Raw genomic sequence first — 20,714 nt, forward strand, 5'->3', positions numbered from 1 at the left:
CACCTCAAAGTTTGAGGAACAAAATGGGTTCAAGCGTCGGTTCACATAGGCTACTTTATTATTTTACACAAGGAATAGTATATCTTTTCTAAGTATAGAAGTCAACATTTATTTAGAAAATGAAATTCACATACTATTTGATAGGAAAATAGAACTAGTTCGTTTATAATTAAAAAGAGTAAATTAGACTGCAAACTTAACCGAAATTAAGATAATAGGTGATATTATGAAAAAAACAGAGTTGCTTGTGGACAGATTACGTAGTTTGTATTTTGATTTGGTGACAAAGCCCCTCGAGCAAAGTGATGCTATTGTACTCTGTCACATTACTGAATGTATAAGTGAGATCTTACCTATTTCCAATTTAGAGTTTTATATGTTTAACGAGTGGCAGAGAGAATACGAGCTTTGTAATTTTGAAAGAGCTACCAAGGAAGTACCTCTTGATAAACAAAGATTATCAGAAGGCTTTATGTCAGGAGAAACGATTTACCTCAAACTATTACCCGAAAAGCAAGTATCCTTTATAGACCTTGAACCGAAAAATGGTCCGAAAGCGATATTATGTATTGAACATAAGCTCCCTATAATGAAAGAAGCGTTAGAAATGGTTAAAGTGGAGACGGAGAAGTTAATCTCTGTCTTACAATTAGATGGAGTACGTATGACCAGAAACCGAGCGTATTTGTTTGAATTAACTTCCCAGTTACTATCAATGACTTCCAAGGAAAAAATACTAAGTGAGATCATTCATGGGCTTTCCAATCTATATCCAGAACTTTCTTATAATCTATTACTTTCACAGGATACGGAGGTTGATTCGGGACTCCCAGTAAAAAAGATAGAGTACAGTGATGGTGTAACCAAGCGTGTAAGTACAATGGCATTTATAACTGGAGAGGTACAGTTAGAAAAACAATTAGATGATGCGTGTTGTGCTCTGTATGCACCACTTATAGGAAAACAAGGAGTCTACGGTGTTTTACAGGTGATTAGTTACAAAGGAATGTATTTTCCAAAAAAAGAAGTTGATTTTATTTCACAAATCGCAAGTACAGCAGGTAAGGCAATTGAAAATGTAACCCTATATGAAAAATCAAATCTACTTGTGTCAGATCTAAAATTAATTAATGATGCAACACATAAATTAAACTCGAATCTTGAAATGAAAGAAATAATTAGACATGTTAGAGATAAAGTGATGGATGTTTGTCACGCTACCGAAGTTGGATTTATTTATTATAATGAAAAAAACGAAAAAAAGTATGACGTTTTAGGAGGGAGCACAGCATATTTTAATTCCGCCGAAGGAAAGGAATTCGCTGAATACTTGCTAAATTACCCCGTGTGTAGTGGGGAGCCGATTTTTAAAGGTGATTATAATGAAACAGAAGATTTCCCTTACCGATCTCTAATGGTTATTCCAATGAGCCATTCGGGCACGGAACATGGTCTAGTTGTAATTATGCACCAGGAACCGTATTTCTTTTCATTTAGTACGTTTAAACTAATGCAAACACTTATCCAGCATTCAGCCTTAGCACTAACTAATACTATTTTAAAAGAAAAGCTTGAAAAGGCAGTAATAACAGATTTTCTAACTTCGCTATATTCACGCAATTATTTAGAAGAACAAATAATTTGTCATATGGAGACAGGAGAGAAGGGAACCTTAATACTCTTTGATATAGATGACTTTAAATCTATAAATGATACGTATGGTCACCATGTCGGAGACGAAGTTCTCCAGCAGGTCTCAAATCTCATTATTAGTATTGTTAGCAAACAGGATATTGCGGCAAGGTGGGGTGGAGAAGAGTTAGCTGTCTATATGCCGACCCTTGCTATTGATGAAGGTGTACAAGTTGCAGGTATAATTCGAAGTCAAGTAGAGAAATATACACATCCAACTGTAACGCTATCTTGTGGCGTTTCTTCATGGAATTACGAAATAAGCGATACAGTAAGCGAGCTCTTTATCAGGGCTGATAAGGCGCTGTATAAGGCGAAGAACACAGGAAAGAACAGTGTTGTAAAATATAGAAAAACACTGTAAGTTGTCACGAAAAGCCGCACGATCTTATTGATCGAGCGGCTTTATTTATCTTACCGGATTGAAAATAGAAATTCTTATCAAGCTGCTAAATGCTTTTCTAGAACGCTAACAAACTGTTCTAGATATGTTTGATCCAGTTCATCAAAACGATCAAAATTAGGACTATCTATGTCAAGTACGCCATAAATACTATCATTTAGTAGAATGGGAACAACGATCTCCGAGTTGGAAGCACTATCACAAGCAATATGTCCAGGAAAAGCGTGAACATCTGCAATGCGTTGAGTCGCTTTTTCTTTAATAGCCGCACCACATACTCCTTTTCCATACCCGATACGGATACATGCTGGTAAGCCTTGGAAAGGCCCTAATACAAGTTCGTCTTCTTTCCAGACATAGAATCCTACCCAGTTTACATCTGAGAGAAATTGATTCAATAATGCAGAGGCATTTGCGAGTAAAGCAGTAGCATCACGCTCACCTTCACTGAGAGCATCCAACTGTTTAATTAGTAATTGGTAGTCCTTTTCTTTTTTTCCTGAGTATGCTGTTGATTGAAACATATGCACACTCCTTTCATCATAGTTTATTGAATCAGTAAATTCGACATCGTTAATTATTTTGTCGAGCAAAAAATGCAGGATAACCCGTCTCTTTGTCGTAAAGGACATGTAAGGAGTTGAATAGGATGAAACAAAACACATCAAAACAAAAAGTGATTGACGCTGCCTCGTCCCTGTTCTTTCAAAAAGGCTTTCACGGTACATCGGTTCGTGATATTGCAGAGCGTGCTTCTGTTAACGTGTCGCTCATAAGTTACTATTTTAAAGGAAAGCAAGGCCTATTAGAATACGCAGTTTCCCATTACTATGAAGCATATTTGAAAGCGATAGAAGAAGCTTTGCTCGAAACAGAACAGCTATCTGCACTTGATCAATTGAAAGAGTTAATTTCAACTATTATACATTATAAACAATTGCATCATCAATTCTCCTGTTTTATTCATCGAGAGTTATCACTAGATTCCGTATTTGTAAGGGAAATGGCGGTAACATATTTAGCAAAGGAAAACTTCTACGTCAGTAAGACATTTGAAGCTGTAATTCTTGTTAATAAAAGAACAGACCCAGAGGAACGCAGTTTTTTACTAATGCAGTTTAAAGGAATGCTAACCACCCCTTATATATTACATAATGAATGGAAAAATCAAGTCATCGGTCAATACTCTCATAGACAATTTGCTGAAAAATATGTAAAGAGTATTCATCACTGGATCGACTTTGTCGCAAAAGAACCTACTGGCAAGACAACATCTCCCTAAAAACCTGTTTCTTCTATGACAATATGATAAAAAATGAAGCATTATATGTCGAAGCTGCAAATTATTTGTTTTTTTTTAGCCAAAAACACTACTAACATGGTATTATTAGTACTATCATAAAAAATAACGGATTTTATAAAAGCTACCTGTTCTTCAAGAGGCTCTTCAATGTTTCATCCTCTTAAATAGGAATATAGTTAGGAGGCAATTTATGGCATACTTCATAGGAATTGTACTAGTTATCATCACATTAATAATTATCGGTCTTATTCTTAGAAAACGTGTATATGATCTCGTGGACCGCTACGAGGCTTGGAAAATGGACATCATGGGACGGAATATTGCCTCACAGCTGGGAAGAATTAAGACATTAAACTTATCTGGCGAAACACAGGAAAAATTTGAATCCTGGAAGGAACGCTGGGAGCATATCTTAACAAAAGAACTTCCTGATATTGAAGAACATTTATTTGATGCAGAAGAAGCTGCAGACAAGTATCGCTTTTCTAAAGCTAAAAAGACATTAAGTAATGTAGAAGAAATTTTGCAAACGATCGAGTCGAACATCGAAAAGCTGCTTAAAGAAGTAGATAATCTATTAGAATCAGAAGAACAAAGCCGAAAAGAAATGGATGATTTAAGCCCTAAGATAAAAGCAATGAAAAAGTCACTTTCACAAAATCGCTATCAATTTGGGAAGGCTGAACAATATTTTGACAAAGAGCTAGATACACTACAGGAAAAGACTATAGTTTATGAACAATTGACACAGGCTGGCGATTATATGGAAGCTAAACAGATTGTTGATGAGCTTACGATCGAAATTCATTCATTAGAGGAACAATTTGATGCATTTCCTACTTACTTTAAAAAATGTAAACATGAGCTACCAGCACAATTAGATCAATTATTTTCGGGTCTTAAGGAAATGAAGAATGAGGGCTATCATGTTGAGCATTTGGCATTTGAGAAAGAGATACGTACATATCAAGAACGACTCGCAAGTACTGTGGAAGCAATGGAAAAAGGCGAAACAAAAGAAGTCGATAAGATAATGGAAGAAATGGACGAACGTATTAAGGAAATGTATGAATTGCTGGAAAAAGAGGCACTTGCAAAGAGCTATCTTGATACACAGGTTCCGAGTTATCAACAGGCGGTAGAAGATATGAATCAAGCTTTTCTAGAAACGAAATCAGAAGTAGAGCAATTAAGAAAAGCTTATCACTTTGAAGATGGAGATATGGAACGTTATATGTCTCTTGAAAAGTCAATAGGAAAGTTAAGTTCAGAGCTTGAAGAACTATCAGAAAAGCTTACAAATGACAAAACGTCACACTCTGAACTACGAGACCTTGTAGAAGAAGGGTATTCTCAGTTGGAGGGAATGAAAGAAAACCATGAAGCCTTTAAGGTGCGAATCCGAAACCTTCGTAAGGATGAGCTTGAGGCAAAAGAAAAGTTGACGGAAATGCGAAACCAATTGTATGATATACAACGTAAATTAAAGAAGAGCAATGTACCTGGAATACCGACATTTATTTGGAATTCCATGGAGACTGCTTCTGAGAAAAATAATCGTGTTATTAAGACATTGGAAAAGCAACCGTTGGATATGTCAGCAGTACAGCAAGCGTTAAGCGATGCAGCAATCTCCGTCGAGCAAGTAGCAGAACAAACAGATATGATGCTAGAACAAGCTTATCTTACCGAACAAGTTATTCAATATGCAAATCGCTATCGCAGCCAATATCCATTACTGGCCGCAAAGCTCACTGAATCTGAACGTTTATTCCGTTCCTATGAATATGAATTATCATTGGAGCAAGCAGCAAAGGCTATAGAAGAAATTGAGCCTGGTGCATTGAAACGTATAGAAGAATTTCAACTGACTGCAAATTAACAATAAGAAGTTTTAAATAAATATTCATTAAGAAGAAAAGGATATTATAGAAAATATCCTTTTCTTCTGTGTTTAAAAGATTAAACGTACAAAGACTACGACATGTTTCACTGTAAGGAGTATGTAAGATGATTTATTTAGATAATAGTGCAACAACAAAGCCTGACCCTGGGGTGCTAAAAAGTTTTGAACAAATATCAAGCCACTACTTTGCAAATCCCTCTTCTATTCATCCTTTTGGTGGGGAAGCTGAAAAATTGTTAAATATGGCTAAAAAACAAGCAGCGGAACTGCTGAAGGTGAGGCAGGAAGAAGTGGTCTTCACCTCTGGTGGAACTGAGGGGAATAACATGGCCATTAAAGGAATTGCCTTACAGCATCAACAACGGGGGAAGCATGTCATCACAACAGAGATTGAGCATCCCTCTGTATTCGAGGCATGTAAGAGCCTAGAAACACTCGGATTTGATGTTACGTACTTACCAGTTGACCAATCTGGAGTCGTATCTGTAAAAGATATTCAAAAAGCAATTAGAGAAGATACCATCCTAATAAGTGTTATGCATGTGAATAATGAATTAGGTAGTATTCAACCAATAAAGGAAATAGCTGATCTTGCTGCAACCTATCCAAAGATATTTTTCCATGTGGATGATGTACAAGGACTGGGAAAAGTTCCACTTAGTCTATCACATCCAGGCATTAATTTATGTACCATTTCCGGTCATAAAATAAATGGTCTTAAAGGTACAGGGATATTATATGTAGATAATCGAACTACATTATTTCCCCTGTTTCATGGTGGTGAACAAGAGCGTAATCTACGTTCTGGTACCGAAAATGTGGCAGGTAGTGTCTCCATAGTGAAAGCACTTCGTCTCATTAAGGATAAAGAAACATCAATGCTTGACCATTTGTATGAAGTTCAAGCGTTTCTTCTTCATCGTTTGAAGGATATCTCTGAGGTAGACATAAACACTGCGGAAAAAGCAGCTCCACATATTGTTAATTTCTCTGTGCCGGGTATTAAACCAGAAGTAATCATTCATATGCTTGCTGAAAAGGAAATTTTTATTTCCACTAAATCGGCTTGCTCTTCAAAACAGTCAGATGAAAGTAAAATTTTAGCAGCATGTGGTTTCTCGCGCGCTCGAACCATCTCTGCTTTACGAGTAAGTTTATCGTTTGAGACTACTAAAGAAGAGATTCAACACTTTATAGATAATCTAAAAAAGGCAATAAATCAATTTAAAAAGGTAATGGAGTAGATAATAATGGAATATGATCACATATTAATTCGCTATGGCGAAATGGCTTTAAAAGGAAAAAACATCAAAAAATTTACTGTGAAATTACAGGAAAATGTTCAGCAAAAGCTTAAAGCCTTTCCTAAAGTAAAGGTGAAACGTACCCAGGGGAGAATGTTCATTATTCTAAATGGGGAAGAACCCACACCAATTATTGAGAAGTGTAAAGATATATTTGGTATACAAAGTTTAAGCCTTGCAATAAAGGTGAAAAATGAACCTGAAGCAGTGAAAGAAGCAGCTCTTTTTGCTCTGCAAAACAGTGAAGACGTTAAAAAGTTTAAAGTGACAGTTAAACGAATAGACAAGAACTTTCCTATTCGTTCTCAGGACCTAAACCAAGTTCTAGGAGGACATCTTTTATCCAATACGGAAGGATATACTGTGGATGTTCATAATCCTGATTTAGAAATTAAGGTAGAGATTAGACTAGAAGCAACGTATATTACGTCAAGTGTTGTTAAAGGACCTGGAGGCTTGCCTGTAGGAACTTCTGGTAAGTCACTGCTTTTATTATCTGGCGGTATTGACAGCCCTGTTGCCGGGTATTTGGCAATGAAACGTGGAGTTCAATTGGAAGCTATTCATTTTCATTCACCACCCTTTACTAGTGACCGTGCAAAACAGAAGGTAATGGACTTAGCAAAACAGCTAACCGCTTTTGGTGGTTCGATTAATATCCATGTCGTTCCGTTCACAAAATTGCAACAAGAAGTATTCAAGGAAATTCCAGATGGATATGCCATGACAATTATGCGACGTATGATGATGCGGATAAGCGAGAAAGTATGTGAGCAGGAGTCCATTTTATCAATGACGACAGGAGAAAATCTAGGTCAGGTTGCAAGCCAAACGATGGAAAGTATGAATACAATTAATGAAGTGACCAATTATCCTGTTATCCGTCCACTCGTTACGATGGATAAATCAGATATAATAACGATTTCTCAGCAAATTGGCACGTACGACACCTCTATTTTACCTTATGAGGATTGCTGTACTATCTTTGTGCCAAAGGCTCCGAAAACAAAACCCAAAAGGGATAAAGCAAACTACTATGAATCAACAAAGGATTTTTCTTCTCTAATAGAGGAAGCAGTATCAGGAATAGAAAAAGTTAAGATTACTGCTGAAACAACGATAGAACCAACATTTGAAGATTTGTTTTAGGGGAAACTAAATTTCTTCTAAGATATACCAGTAAAAGTCGTGCATGGTTTTCCTTCTAGTAACACATTCTATAGTTACCAAGGGAGGTGAACTAACATGGCAAGTAACAATTCTTCAAATCAATTATTAGTTCCTGGTGTTCAACAAGCGTTGGACCAAATGAAGACTGAAATCGCTAGTGAGTTTGGTGTACAACTTGGTGCTGATACAACTTCTCGTGCCAACGGTTCTGTTGGAGGAGAAATTACAAAACGTCTTGTACAAATGGCTGAACAGCAATTTGGCGGACAGAAATAACAATTAAAATTTTATAATTTATGGTTTGGACTGTCCGGAATCGGGCAGTCCTTAATTTTGGGCGAAATGAAAGAAAGAATAATTTTAAAAATTAGATAGAAAAAGCTATATTACTTGCTAAACTGAAATATTCTTCTTAAAGTAGAACTTAATAAACATATCAAGAGAGGGAGAGCATCTATGGGTGTACTTTGGTTCGGTGGGAACATTTACACAATGGAAAAAGAAGGAACAGCAGTGGAAGCAGTATACACGGAGGAAGGCGTAATTAAGGCTGTTGGAACATATGAAAAGCTATATCATAGCTATTCAGCCTATATAGAACGGGAAGAGAACCTTCAGGGAAAGACAATGCTTCCAGGTCTCGTTGATAGTCATTTACATATTATCGGCCATGGAGAAAAATTACTTCGTTTGGATTTATCTCAAATGAAGTCAGCAGAAGAGGTAGTGGAAGCACTGAATAATCGTACGGCTAATTTAAGTGAAGGTGAATGGCTAATTGGTGAGGGGTGGAACGAAAACCAGTGGCAAGATCCTTCCATTATACATAAAGAAGTACTTGATAGTATCAGTCCTCATAATCCCATGATGTTATCTAGGGTTTGTAGGCATGCCATACTGGCGAATACGAAGGCAATGGAGCTAGCAGGAATAACAGAGGAAACTTCAGATCCACAAGGCGGCATTATTGTAAGGGATGAATTCGGAGAGACCACAGGTTATTTTCTAGATACAGCACAAGAGCTTATAAAGGATGCGATGCCAGGTGTTTCACAAGATTATCTTGAACAGGTTATCAAAATAGCGACAGATGATCTCATGTCTAAAGGGTTAGTAGGAGGGCATAGTGAAGATTTAAATTATTATGGTGGTTTTAATAAAACGTACGGGGCATTCAAAAAGGCTATAGATGGGGAAAATAGAAAATTCAAGGCACATTTACTTGTTCATCATGAAGTGATGGCAGATATGATTGAGGAAGGGCTTGGCTATCTTGGAGGAACAGAATATGTGGAATTAGGTGCTGTTAAAATTTTTTCTGATGGTGCGCTCGGTGGCAGAACAGCCTGGTTAACAGAAGAATATGCTGATGAAAAAGGAAATAAAGGTGTAGCCATTCATAACCACGAAAAGCTAGAGGAAATTGTTAAAGAGGCGCGAAGATATGAACTACCAATTGCCGTCCATGCTATCGGAGATCAAGCTGTTGATGCTATAACAGATGTCATAAAAAAGCATCCATTAACAAACGGAGCAAGAGACAGAATTATACACGGACAAATCTTGAATCAGCATTCTTTAGACATGCTAAAAGAGCTTCCTGTTGTCGTCGACATCCAGCCATCCTTTGTCTCTTCTGATTTCCCTTGGGTGATAGAGAGAATAGGTGATGAACGACTGGCTTTATCCTATGCATGGAAAACCATGATAAGAGAAGGTGTGGAGTGTGCTGGAGGTTCAGATGCACCAATAGAGGAAGTATCTCCATTACTTGGTATAGAGGCAGCTGTAACAAGGAAATCAGGTATAGATCATAAGGTTTATTGCGCTGAGCAATGTTTAAGTGTGTTTGAAGCTGTAAAACTATATACGTTAGGAAGTGCCTACGCCATTAACCAAGAGGAAGCGAGAGGCAAAATTGCCACAGGTTTTAGCGCAGATTTTACAGTGCTTGAAGAAGATATTTTCCAGGTGAATCCAGAAACTATTCATGCAATCACGATAGCTAAGACAGTGATCGATGGAGATATCGTCTACCAAAACAACCCCACTCTGTTATAGGAGAATGGGGTTGTTTTTTTGAATTATTTTGGTGCTAATTTTAGTAAAATATATTACAAGAATGTTCGTTTTACCCGATCCCAATAAGAATTGTTTTTTAGTTTCACTGTTTTTATTGCTTTGTCACTAAGTGTTACGCTCAGATCACGGATATTTCGAATAGAATAGGCTTCATTGTCTAATCCGATAATAGGATAGTCATTTCCATCTTGTATAATCTCTAATGATAATTTCCTATCGCTGTTAAGTACAAAAGAAGATCCAAGTGTCCGATATCGGTTGTTATTTATCGATGCTAGCTCAGATACTTGAAAACAAGGAATTTTAGGGTCAATAACTGCGCCGTTCGTTGACTTGTTATAGCCTGTACTACCTGTTGGCGTGGCAATGATTAGGCCATCCCCCCTGAAGGTTTCAAAATACATATCGTCAATTTTTACATCCATTACAATCGATTTGATTAATGTAGAACGTACACTAAGCTCATTTAGACATTCGAAATATGTTTCGCCATTAACTTCCACATTGATAACTGGGAAACGGCGTACTTCCATTTCTGCATGTCTCATCGTATCTAGCATGTCATCAAAGTTATCCATATTAAAATCGCAATACAGGCCAGACTCGTTAGAGCGAGTGATACCTGTGTAGAGGCAATCATCGCGGAATCCTGTTTTTCGAACGGCTTGTAAGAACATGCCATCTCCGCCAATACTTACAATAATATTTGCATTTTTTGCGTCATCCACAATATTGAAGCCGTTTTCTTTTGCTAGGTCAAATAATGCTTCTAGTTTATTCTGTAGTTCCTCATCCTGTTTGTAGTAAAAAAAGATATTTCTACGCTGCTCCATTTCCTTCCATACCTCCCATGCGGATTAAATACAAATATATCATACCATTTCATAACAAATTAACCAAAAAGAGTGACAGTTTATGAGTAAAATTGGAAAGGTGTAGCAAAATAGTTATAGCTAACCAAATGTGAAATGAGGTTTCTAATGATCTGGGCGATACTTTCTATTATATTATTTATCTTACTAGTGCTAATTACGCGGGTCTACCTAACTGCTAACCTTATCTATACTACGGATCATCATTGGTTAGAGCTGCAGATCCATGTGCTCCATATATGTTTATTTCGCAAAAAAATACCTTTAGACCCAAACTCCTCCCAGGACGCTTCTTCCAATGTTTCCTTTTCCAAAATGAGAGGTATTTTAAAAAATGAATTTTATATTTTTAAGGAACTTGGTAAATCAGCGAAAAAGGTATTGAATCGCATGCACTTTCATAAGCTAGTCTGGCATACAGAGGGAGGGACAAGCGAGGCTGGTAGTACAGGACTCGTAGCGGGTGGAGTATGGTCCATAAAAGGAGTTATTGTTTGTTATTTGATGCAGAACAGTACGATGAAATGCAAGCCAATTATAAAAGTAGTGCCTCATTTTCAGCAGCAATGTTTTTATACAAGGGTAGAATGCATTGCATCTATAAGAATTGGGCAAGCTATTCACGCTCTCGTTCATACATTTAGAAATACAGTAATAAAGGGAGACATCTCATTTCACCCTAAAACAGAGGTATAGGAGGCAACTCAACTATGGAAGAACATCCAATTCAAGGATTAATGACGACTGCAATGGAAAATTTAAAGGACATGATCGAAGTAAACACTATTATTGGAGATCCAGTCGAATCTCCTGATGGGAGTGTCATTATCCCAGTTTCTAAGCTTGGCTTTGGTTTTGCAGCTGGTGGTAGTGAATTTAGTGCTGGAAAATCACAGGGAGATAGTGATGTAGAGTTACCATTTGGTGGTGGTAGTGGTGGTGGTGTTTCCATTACACCGGTAGCATTTTTGATCGTAAGTGAAAGAGGAATCAAAATGGTGCACCTTGACCAGAATACCCACATTTATGAAAAGATGCTTGATTTTGCTCCACAGGTAGTCGAAAAGGTTCAGCAAATTATTAAGGATTCCACGCAAGGAAAGAAACCGAAAGAACAACAGTCAAAAAAGTCAAAAGAGGCCCCGTCACAGTACGACATTTAAATGGTTGGGCTTTCAATTTACAGAGTTAATTGAATGTAATGGTTTTCAGTAATTTATTCTGTTTTTATGGCATAAATTGTTGGACATGACCTGTATTTATATTCATAATACTAGAGGAATACAATTATTTAGGAGGAATGCTTCATATGGCAAATGTTACATTCCATCAAGACCCTGTCACATTAATTGGGAATGAAGTAAAGGTTGGGGACAAGGCACCAGATTTTAGTGTGCTTAACAATGACCTTAATGCTGTATCCCTTGGTGATTATGACGGGAAAGTAAAACTTATCAGCGTCGTTCCTTCGATTGATACAGGGGTATGTGCTGAACAGACAAAAAGGTTTAATGATGAAGCGGATAAGATAGGTAATGTGAAAGTTTTAACAGTAAGCATGGATCTCCCTTTTGCTCAAAAGAGGTGGGTCAACAAGCATGAAATTAACAGCCTCGACACCCTATCTGATCACCGTAAAGCTGATTTCGGTCATAACTATGGTGTATTGATAGAGGAATTGCGATTGTTGGCGAGATCGATTTTTGTTGTAGATTCGAGCAACAACATCACATATGTTGAATATGTCAGTGAAGTTAGTAACCACCCTGACTATGATGCTGCATTGGATGCTGCGCGGAAAGCAAAATAATCGACTCAATCTCTCTCGATCTTATTTGAGAGAGATTTTTACTGTGAAAACTCTTTCAGTAAAAAAACGTTAATTGAAAAGCTGCCACTGCTTTGTACATAACCATTTGTTTTGGTACAATAGAAACGCTTTAGGAACGAATGGAGGATTGTAATGGGGAAATCAAATGTAGAGCTATTATATGAATGGCTGGATCAGACAACGAACCTTATTCAACAACAACGTCATGAACCTTATTTGGACAGCCTGGCACTGACAATGGAACTTTTGTTTTTGCAGGAAATACCAGAGGATCAAGATGACATTAATTCACATAAATTACAGCAGTCCATAGCAGATCTAGATCTTGCCGCTTTTTCAAAGGAAGATATCCGTAAAGCGACACAGCTGGTTATGTTAAAAGGTATGAAGGATTCTACACAGCAGCAACATCTAATGACACCAGAAACGGTTGCATTGCTTGTTGCGTACTTTGCAGAAAAGGTAATGCTTGCAAATGAGAAGGTGCGAGTGTTTGATCCGGCAGGTGGTACAGCTAACTTGCTTACAACAGTTCTCGATCGATTAAATCAACCTGTTGAGGCATTTGCTTCAGAAGTGGATCCAACTTTGATACAGCTTGCTGTAATGAATGCGAATCTGCAAGAAAAGCAAATCGAGTTCTTCCATCAGGACAGCATTCGACCATTTTTACTGGATCCTGTTGATTTGGTAGTGGGAGATCTGCCTGTGGGCTATTACCCAGACGATGTGCAGGCTGCTCAATACGAATTGAAGGCAGAGGAAGGACATTCATATGCCCATCACCTGTTTATTGAACAAGGACTGAATTATACTAAACCAGGCGGTTATATGATATATGTCGTGCCTGATTTCTTGTTTGATAGTGATCAATCGGACAAGCTCCACCGATTTATCCAGGAGTATGCCCACATTATTGGGGTTGCGCGGTTACCGGAAAGTGTCTTTAAATCTGAGAAAAATGTAAAAAGTATTCTCATTCTGCAGAAAAAATCGCAGGACACTCGTCCGCCAAAACAGCCTTTGCTAGTGCAAATCCCATCATTGAAAAACACGAACGCAATGGCAGATATTTTAGGACAAATGAATAATTGGTTCCAAACGTATAATAAGGAGTGAGCAACAATGAGTAATGTATTAGCAATTAATGCTGGTAGTTCATCTTTGAAATTCCAATTGATTAAAATGCCCGAGGAAGAAGTAATGGCAAAAGGGTTAGTAGAACGTATAGGTCTTCCAGAAGCTATTTTCGCTATTGAAGTAAATGATAACGAGGACAAATTTGTCGGTGATATTCCAAACCATGAAGTGGCCGTAAAGAAATTGTTGGCTTCATTAACAGATTCTGGTGTTATTTCGTCACTAGATGAATTAGATGCTATTGGCCATAGAGTAGTGCATGGTGGAGAAAAATTCAGTGATTCTGTTAAGCTAACTGACGAAGTTATAAAAAGTATTGAAGAAGTTTCAGAATTAGCTCCACTGCATAACCCTGCCAACTTGACTGGTATTCATGCATTTAAAGAAATTTTACCGAATGTACCGATGGTAGCAGTATTTGATACAGCATTCCATCAAACAATGCCCGAATCATCTTACCTATACAGTCTTCCATATGATTACTATGAAGACTATGGTATACGTAAATATGGTTTCCATGGTACATCTCATAAGTATGTATCACAGCGTGCTTCGGAACTAATGGGAGTGCCACTTGATCAATTAAGACTTATTTCTTGTCATTTAGGTAATGGAGCAAGTATTGCTGCCATTCAAGGTGGAGAATCTATAGATACATCTATGGGCTTCACACCACTAGCTGGTGTTACGATGGGAACACGTTCTGGTAACATTGATCCGGCCCTTATTCCATATATTATGGAAAAAACTGGTAAGACAGCGGAAGAAGTAATGGACGTATTAAATAAAGAAAGTGGTATGCTTGCATTGTCTGGTTTCTCCAGTGATTTGCGTGATATTGAGCAACAATCAGGAGAAAACAAGCGTGCGGAACTAGCACTTGAAGTATTTGCTGGCCGTATTCACAAATACCTTGGTTCCTATGCTGCTAAAATGTCTGGTGTAGACGCGATTATCTTTACAGCAGGTGTCGGGGAAAATAGTGCAACAATCCGTGAGAAGGTGTTACATGGTCTAGAATTTATGGGGGTATATTGGGACCCTGCATTAAATCAGATTCGTGGAAAGGATCAGTTCATTAACTATCCGCATTCTCCAGTTAAAGTAATTGTTATCTCAACTAATGAAGAAGTTATGATCGCTCGTGACACATTGCGATTAGCTTAAATTTTCTTAAAGGTTTTGCCATCATGTGAGGTGGCAAAACCTTTTTTTATGGTTCGTAATAATTATAAGTCAATTAATCGTTTTTCGATTTTTAGTATCTGTTTAGCGAACAACTAACACGTCACAAGACGCATATCGGGTTATACTTTCAGAAACACTGCCAATTAGAAACCTTTCCACAGCACTCATCCCTGTAGCACCGCAAATAATGAGATCTGCATCAAAATCCTGCGCAATATCTTTTGCAATTTTTATTTTTGGAGAGCCATATGCTATCGAACGTGTAATGTCGGTGAGACCAGCAGTTTGAGCATTTTCTACGTAAGTGTCAAGTAATTCTTTAGCATAGCTGTCAGCTCTTTCGGAAAGGGTGCGATCATAGGCCTCTGCAGAAGCAAAAGTACGGGAATCCACCACATGTGCAAGGATTAAGCTTGCGTGATTGCGTTTTGCAATTTCAAGTGACTTTTTAAAAGCTTTTTCAGACGCTTGAGAGCCATCTACAGCTACCACAATGTTTTTATATTCCATGCTACATATCCCCTTTTTCTTTTAGTATATACCCTTACATTTCGAATCACAATTGAAATCTTCTATGTTGCAATAATTTTCGTTTAATTTTCAAAAGATGAAACAGAGCAAGAAATTGGTGCCTGCGTATTACCTATACATAATTGGGTTTACTGGAAAGAACTATGCAAGATAACATTCCGTAAGGGTGGACACCCTATAAATGGAGGTGATAATCTTGAGCAAACAAAAGAAAGATAATTCTCCAGAAAATATTTTTGAAGACGAAAAGGGCGTAGCAGCTGTGCAAAACCAACTAAATGAAAGTTATCAAAGTGGGGTTGTAGAACAGTTGCATAACAACAAAAATATTCACACCTTTAATAATCGCAGAAGATAACCTTTAACAATAAGTGGGGGAGAACAAAAACCCCCACTTATTAAAGTTTCACTTAATTCTTCTTTCCCTTTGCTAATAAATTTGGTAATGTAGTTTTAGGTACATAATGTAGTATAATCAAAGTGTTGTAAGTGCTTTCATAATTATTTATTGCAGAAATTGGAGGGCTAGATCGATGAGAATTGGGATCCCAAAGGAAATTAAAAACAATGAAAACAGAGTAGCTATGGCGCCATCGGGGGTACACACTTTATCTGAAGCAGGTCATGAGGTATATGTGGAAACAGAAGCAGGCCTGGGGTCTGGCTTTACAGATGGTGATTATAAAGAAGCTGGTGCAATTATTGTAGGTTCTGCACAAGAAGCTTGGAATCAAGAAATGGTTATGAAGGTTAAAGAGCCACAACGAGAGGAATATGACTATTTCTATGAGGGGCTTATCCTCTTCACCTATTTACATCTTGCTGCAGAGCCTGAATTAACTAAGGCCTTAATTGAGAAAAAAGTTGTCGGAATAGCGTATGAAACCGTGCAATTGGACAATCGTTCGCTACCACTCCTTACACCAATGAGTGAGGTAGCAGGAAGAATGGCTTCTCAAATTGGTGCACAATTTTTAGAGAAACCTAAGGGAGGAAAAGGCATTTTATTAGCTGGGATCCCTGGAGTTAAAAGAGGTAAAGTCACCATTATTGGGGGCGGAGTAGTTGGCACAAATGCGGCGAAAATAGCTGTAGGATTAGGAGCAGATGTCACCATTATTGATCTTAGTCCAGAACGCTTACGCCAGCTTGATGATATTTTTGGTTCTAAAATAAATACAATGATATCAAACCCTTTAAATATTGGACTAGCCATTTCTGAATCAGATCTTGTAATTGGTGCTGTTCTAATACCGGGCGCTAAAGCTCCGAAGCTTGTAACAGATCAAATGGTAAAACAAATGCCTGAAGGGTCTGTAATTGTAGATGTTGCAATTGACCAAGGTGGTATTTTTGAAACGAGTAACCGTATTACCACACATGACGATCCAACATACACGAAGCATGGTGTGCTCCATTATTCTGTTGCAAACATGCCTGGTGCTGTTCCACGTACATCAACCATAGGTTTAACGAATGTAACAGTACCGTACGCCCTACAGCTGGCAAATAAAGGTTACAAGAAAGCATGCTTGGACAATGAAGCTCTATGTAAAGGAGTCAATACTTTAGATGGCTTTGTGACGTACGAAGCAGTTGCTGCTTCACACGGTCTTGAATTTGATGATGCACACTCATTACTGGAAAGCTAAATACAAAAAGCAAAGCCTGTAGGATGTCCTGCAGGCTTTGCTTTATTAATTAATCAAGTATCTGTAATTCCTTTGGATAGGCTGTCAATACTTCAGCACCCTTGTCTGTCATGTATACCATGTCTTCGATTCGCACACCACCTTGTCCTGGTACATAAATACCTGGTTCAATCGTATAACACATGCCGGATTTTAATGGCAATGTATTATTGCTATGCATCGATGGATATTCATGAGTTTCAATGCCAAGTCCGTGTCCTAAACGATGTGTGAAATAGTCGCCATAGCCTGCAGTTTCAATATGTCCTCTCGCAATTTGGTCAAGCTGACCGACAGAGGTCCCGACCTTTGAAGCTTCAATGGCTTTTTGTTCAGCTTGCAATACCGTTTGGTAGATGTTTTCTTGTTCTTGCGTTATAGATTTATACGCTACTGTTCTCGTAATATCTGAACAATATCCTTCAAAAATAACTCCAAGATCAAATAAAACAATATCCCCTTTTTCTATCTTTTTCATATTTGGCGTACCGTGAGGAGAAGCCGTTTTTGTCCCAGATAACGCCATTGTATTGAACGACATTTCTTGAATACCTTGTTTTTTTAGCTCGTATTCGATTTTGGCAATCAGTTCTAATTCACTTACACCTTCCTGAATTGCTTTCACTCCTGTTTCAACACCGAAATCGGCAAGTGCTGCTGCTTGTTTTAACAAGGTATACTCTTTTTTATCTTTTATCACTCTTAAGTTTGCCAATATCTCTTTTCCATCACGAATTGCTGTGTTGGATAGATACTCCTTAATGGCTTCATATCTTTCCAATGTAATATGATCATGTTCCAGTCCAATGGAGGCTGGTACTTGATTCGATGCTTTAAGTCTTTTCGAGAAAAGCTCCCAAGGATTTTCGTGGTCACGGTAACTAATTATTTCAAATTGCCAACCTGCCTCTTTTGCATCTTCTACTTCCATTGCTGGTACAATAAGGATTGGATCCATAGTGTGGGATACATAGACTGCAATTAAACGCTCATGGGGCTCCGTATAGTAATTGCTTAAGTAATAAAAGTTTGCCTTCGATGTTACAAACATACTATCAAGGTCTTGTTCCTTCATGCTTTTTAATAATGCGTCTATTCTACTTGTCATATATAGGCACTCCTTCATATGTAATGATATACTAAAGTATAACAGACAATCACAAATGTAAAAAAAATTATATTTTGAAACCAATTTCTCTTTAGAACGTAATACCTACTAGCAACAAAAGATATAATGATGTGAGGTGAGTGAATGGGGCTATTTTCCAAGATCTTTTCAAAAAAAAAGAATGAAACTGCTGTACCGGAAGAAAGAACGGTGCTTTCCATCAAAATCGGCGACATTATTACCTATGATCTCACAGACTATGAGGTCGTTGGGAAGATAACATATAGAGATGGGGGCTATGAATGGTATAGTTATCAATTACTGGAGGGAAATGATACTATATGGTTATCAGCAGAAATGGATGATGAGCTTGAACTTGGCATATATAGGAAAGTTCAGTTTCCGATCCAGAAGCCATTCCCGAAAGAAATTACGTACGAGAACAGCACCTATTACCTGGAGGAAACAGGATCAGCAAGGGTAACTGGAGAAGGAAGAAGCAATTCTTTAACCGGTTCAGAAACACAATACGCTGAATATATGGATACAAAAGAAGAAAGCTATCTCAGCTTTGAGTCATGGGGAACTGAAATAGAAGCCAGTCATGGCTACTCCATTGAAGCTTATGAAATAAAAATATTAGCAGGATCTAAATAGGAGGAGAATATATGTTTAAATTTTTTGGTCGTATGAAGACAGTGGTAAGTTCAGAATTAAATGCAATGCTTGATAAAGCCGAAGATCCGGTGAAAATGCTTGATCAGTTTATGAGAGATATGGCAGAGGATATTCGCGAAGTTGAAGCGGCTGTTGCCAAGCAAATAGCGAATGAAAAAATGTTAAAGAGAAAAGCTAATGATGCACAAGCAATGGTTGATAAAAGACAAAAGCAAGCAGAGCAAGCGATTGAGGCAGGGAATGAGGATCTAGCAAGACGTGCCCTGCAAGATAAGAAAGACCATGAGGCTACTGCAACAACGTTGAATGAGTCCTGGGAGCGAGCACAACAAGACGCTACATCACTTCGTTCCAAACTTGATGAAATGAAAAAAGAATACCAGGAAATGAAGTTGAAAAAGGATTCGTTAAAAGCACGTGCTGAATCTGCAAAAACAAGAACCAAAATGAATCGTACAATGTCATCTATTGGGAATGATGAGTCTAAGCGTGGTTTTGAGCGTATGGAAGAGAAAGTAATGCAATTTGAAGCAGAAGCTGAAACGAGTGAAGATATGTCACAAGCAAGCCGTACATTGGATGATGAATTTGAAGATTTGGATAAAAACGGCGTAGATGATGAGTTAGCAGAACTAAAAAGAAAGATGGGTAAATAAACTAGTTAGTGGATGGCAGGAGCGGCCTCGCTGCTCCTGCCAACTTGATTAACTACTATACAGGGAGAGGGGGATCTTATTGTCCAAAAAATGGCTGTTACTAGGAATTGTAATCATTATGTTATGTATACTTGCAGCATGTGGACCTGGAGGAATGGAACAAGATGCCAATGTTAGTGCCGGAGATATGCCAGATGAACCAAGCAAAGCAGATCTTACTGCAGACATAGAAGCAGATAACAGTAATGAAATTGATGATTTAGTAGAGGCGCATTTCCCTCTGCTTGATGTAGTGAATGGTGATACATATGACGCTGAGGTTTACGCCACACAACGTTTTAATAAAGAAGAGCTTGTATCATTGTTTTCTTCTGCTATAGAGCCAGAAAATATAAGTGAAGAAAAAGATAATCAACAAATTATGGTTTATCCAGATGATTTTGTTACATTAAAGCACAGTGAAAACGATGATAATGTGATTTTGATTGAAGTTGCCAGTGAGGAATTTGTACGAAATAATTACTCACCAAGTTTTCTGCAGACATATTTTACCTATCGACTACTCGATAGTTTCCTTGGGAATGGCTGGAGTAATCGTAGGGCACGTGCTTGCCAATCAGGAGATTGCTATGGTGGATATACAAGTGGAGGCTACGGAACGCCAAGTCGTGGAAGTGGAACATTTCGTGGAGGCGGTCCAGGTTCCGGAAAATAATAAAAGGAGGGTTTTGCATGCAACCATTTATTGATTCACTCATGTATTTTGCAATATCGGTCGTAATCGTATTAATCGGACTTATTATATTTGAGAACATGACAAGAAAATATAAAGACATGGAAGAAGTTAAGAACGGCAACCAGGCAGTAGCGTTATCTATTGCCGGAAAAATTATTGGGATCTGTATTGTATTAGCATTTGCCATTTATCACAGTATTCAGATACAGGAAACCATTATTTGGGGACTGTTTGGTGTGCTACTGCAAATGATTGCTTACGGGATATTTGATCTATTTACTAGAAAGTTTTCTGTGGAGGAGCAATTACGCCAAAATAACCTTGCTGTAGGTATTATTTCCATGGCGGTGTCTATTGGCTTGGCTTTAGTTATCGGTGCATCTATAACATAGTATTATTGTGACAGTTATAAACATATCAAAA

At 37.8% G+C, this 20,714-nt stretch carries 22 protein-coding genes; 18 read left to right on the forward strand and 4 right to left on the reverse strand.

Annotated elements, in window-relative coordinates; genetic code table 11:
* The first annotated feature begins 226 nt into the window (after positions 1-226).
* Entirely contained in the window at positions 227-2,056 is a 1,830-nt protein-coding gene (locus BN985_RS09315; protein WP_052360664.1) for a sensor domain-containing diguanylate cyclase, read from the forward strand.
* A gap of 77 nt (positions 2,057-2,133) precedes the next feature.
* On the opposite strand, the gene BN985_RS09320 is transcribed toward BN985_RS09315, so the two are convergent.
* On the reverse strand, positions 2,134-2,619 hold the full coding sequence (locus BN985_RS09320; RefSeq protein WP_042223187.1) for a GAF domain-containing protein: 486 nt from the start codon (positions 2,617-2,619) through the stop codon (positions 2,134-2,136).
* 125 nt (positions 2,620-2,744) lie between these two features.
* Between BN985_RS09320 and refZ the strand changes: the two genes are divergently transcribed.
* From refZ to BN985_RS09350, 6 genes are all read left to right on the forward strand, one after another.
* A complete protein-coding gene (gene refZ / locus BN985_RS09325) occupies positions 2,745-3,377 on the forward strand; it encodes a forespore capture DNA-binding protein RefZ (protein ID WP_042223189.1) in 633 nt (210 codons plus the stop codon).
* Positions 3,378-3,588: 211 nt separating this feature from the next.
* Positions 3,589-5,280 (forward strand): septation ring formation regulator EzrA, encoded by a 1,692-nt coding sequence (ezrA, locus tag BN985_RS09330; RefSeq protein ID WP_042223191.1) that lies wholly within the window; start codon positions 3,589-3,591, stop codon positions 5,278-5,280.
* 128 nt (positions 5,281-5,408) lie between these two features.
* The gene (locus tag BN985_RS09335; protein ID WP_042223193.1) at positions 5,409-6,548 is read left to right on the forward strand and encodes a cysteine desulfurase family protein; all 1,140 of its coding nucleotides are present in this window, start codon (positions 5,409-5,411) and stop codon (positions 6,546-6,548) included.
* Positions 6,549-6,554: 6 nt separating this feature from the next.
* Positions 6,555-7,757, forward strand: a complete 1,203-nt coding sequence (thiI, locus tag BN985_RS09340; RefSeq protein WP_042223195.1) for a tRNA uracil 4-sulfurtransferase ThiI — start codon at positions 6,555-6,557, stop codon at positions 7,755-7,757.
* A gap of 96 nt (positions 7,758-7,853) precedes the next feature.
* Positions 7,854-8,054, forward strand: coding sequence for an alpha/beta-type small acid-soluble spore protein (locus BN985_RS09345; RefSeq protein WP_036572074.1), 201 nt, complete (start codon positions 7,854-7,856; stop codon positions 8,052-8,054).
* Between the two features lie 180 nt (positions 8,055-8,234).
* The gene (locus BN985_RS09350; RefSeq protein ID WP_042223197.1) at positions 8,235-9,839 is read left to right on the forward strand and encodes an amidohydrolase; all 1,605 of its coding nucleotides are present in this window, start codon (positions 8,235-8,237) and stop codon (positions 9,837-9,839) included.
* Positions 9,840-9,892: 53 nt separating this feature from the next.
* Here BN985_RS09350 and BN985_RS09355 read toward each other — a convergent pair whose 3' ends face one another.
* Positions 9,893-10,693 (reverse strand): NAD kinase, encoded by an 801-nt coding sequence (locus BN985_RS09355; protein WP_042223199.1) that lies wholly within the window; start codon positions 10,691-10,693, stop codon positions 9,893-9,895.
* Positions 10,694-10,840: 147 nt separating this feature from the next.
* Here BN985_RS09355 and BN985_RS09360 point away from each other — a divergent pair, with 147 nt between their 5' ends.
* From BN985_RS09360 to BN985_RS09380, 5 genes are all read left to right on the forward strand, one after another.
* Entirely contained in the window at positions 10,841-11,428 is a 588-nt protein-coding gene (locus tag BN985_RS09360; RefSeq protein ID WP_052360665.1) for a DUF2953 domain-containing protein, read from the forward strand.
* A gap of 14 nt (positions 11,429-11,442) precedes the next feature.
* Complete coding sequence (ytfJ, locus tag BN985_RS09365; protein WP_042223201.1) at positions 11,443-11,895, forward strand: GerW family sporulation protein; 453 nt, start codon at positions 11,443-11,445, stop codon at positions 11,893-11,895.
* A 146-nt stretch (positions 11,896-12,041) separates the two neighbouring features.
* Positions 12,042-12,542, forward strand: a complete 501-nt coding sequence (gene tpx, locus BN985_RS09370) for a thiol peroxidase (RefSeq protein ID WP_042223203.1) — start codon at positions 12,042-12,044, stop codon at positions 12,540-12,542.
* A 153-nt stretch (positions 12,543-12,695) separates the two neighbouring features.
* Positions 12,696-13,682, forward strand: coding sequence for a class I SAM-dependent methyltransferase (locus BN985_RS09375; protein WP_042223206.1), 987 nt, complete (start codon positions 12,696-12,698; stop codon positions 13,680-13,682).
* Between the two features lie 6 nt (positions 13,683-13,688).
* On the forward strand, positions 13,689-14,870 hold the full coding sequence (locus BN985_RS09380) for an acetate kinase (RefSeq protein ID WP_042223208.1): 1,182 nt from the start codon (positions 13,689-13,691) through the stop codon (positions 14,868-14,870).
* Positions 14,871-14,972: 102 nt separating this feature from the next.
* Here the strand turns inward: BN985_RS09380 and BN985_RS09385 are convergent, their stop codons facing one another.
* Positions 14,973-15,401, reverse strand: coding sequence for a universal stress protein (locus BN985_RS09385; RefSeq protein WP_042223210.1), 429 nt, complete (start codon positions 15,399-15,401; stop codon positions 14,973-14,975).
* Between the two features lie 217 nt (positions 15,402-15,618).
* On the opposite strand from BN985_RS09385, the gene BN985_RS19225 reads away from it, so the two are divergent.
* Both BN985_RS19225 and ald read left to right on the forward strand, forming a co-directional pair.
* A complete protein-coding gene (locus tag BN985_RS19225) occupies positions 15,619-15,780 on the forward strand; it encodes a hypothetical protein (RefSeq protein WP_182858829.1) in 162 nt (53 codons plus the stop codon).
* Positions 15,781-15,955: 175 nt separating this feature from the next.
* Positions 15,956-17,074: an alanine dehydrogenase gene (gene ald / locus BN985_RS09390; RefSeq protein WP_042223212.1), complete on the forward strand. Its 1,119-nt coding sequence runs from the start codon at positions 15,956-15,958 to the stop codon at positions 17,072-17,074.
* A 49-nt stretch (positions 17,075-17,123) separates the two neighbouring features.
* Here ald and BN985_RS09395 read toward each other — a convergent pair whose 3' ends face one another.
* Positions 17,124-18,221, reverse strand: a complete 1,098-nt coding sequence (locus tag BN985_RS09395) for a M24 family metallopeptidase (protein ID WP_042223214.1) — start codon at positions 18,219-18,221, stop codon at positions 17,124-17,126.
* A gap of 144 nt (positions 18,222-18,365) precedes the next feature.
* On the opposite strand from BN985_RS09395, the gene BN985_RS09400 reads away from it, so the two are divergent.
* From BN985_RS09400 to BN985_RS09415, 4 genes are all read left to right on the forward strand, one after another.
* Positions 18,366-18,878, forward strand: a complete 513-nt coding sequence (locus tag BN985_RS09400; RefSeq protein WP_042223216.1) for a DUF4178 domain-containing protein — start codon at positions 18,366-18,368, stop codon at positions 18,876-18,878.
* A gap of 11 nt (positions 18,879-18,889) precedes the next feature.
* Positions 18,890-19,555, forward strand: coding sequence for a PspA/IM30 family protein (locus BN985_RS09405; protein ID WP_042223218.1), 666 nt, complete (start codon positions 18,890-18,892; stop codon positions 19,553-19,555).
* Between the two features lie 79 nt (positions 19,556-19,634).
* Positions 19,635-20,270, forward strand: coding sequence for a DUF4247 domain-containing protein (locus tag BN985_RS09410; RefSeq protein WP_042223219.1), 636 nt, complete (start codon positions 19,635-19,637; stop codon positions 20,268-20,270).
* 17 nt (positions 20,271-20,287) lie between these two features.
* Positions 20,288-20,683 carry a DUF350 domain-containing protein gene (locus tag BN985_RS09415; RefSeq protein WP_042223221.1) on the forward strand — a complete coding sequence of 132 codons (396 nt, stop codon included), beginning with the start codon at positions 20,288-20,290 and terminating at the stop codon, positions 20,681-20,683.
* Positions 20,684-20,714 lie beyond the last annotated feature (31 nt).

This window comes from Oceanobacillus manasiensis, assembly GCF_000724085.1.
GTDB lineage: Bacteria > Bacillota > Bacilli > Bacillales > Amphibacillaceae > Oceanobacillus_B > Oceanobacillus_B manasiensis.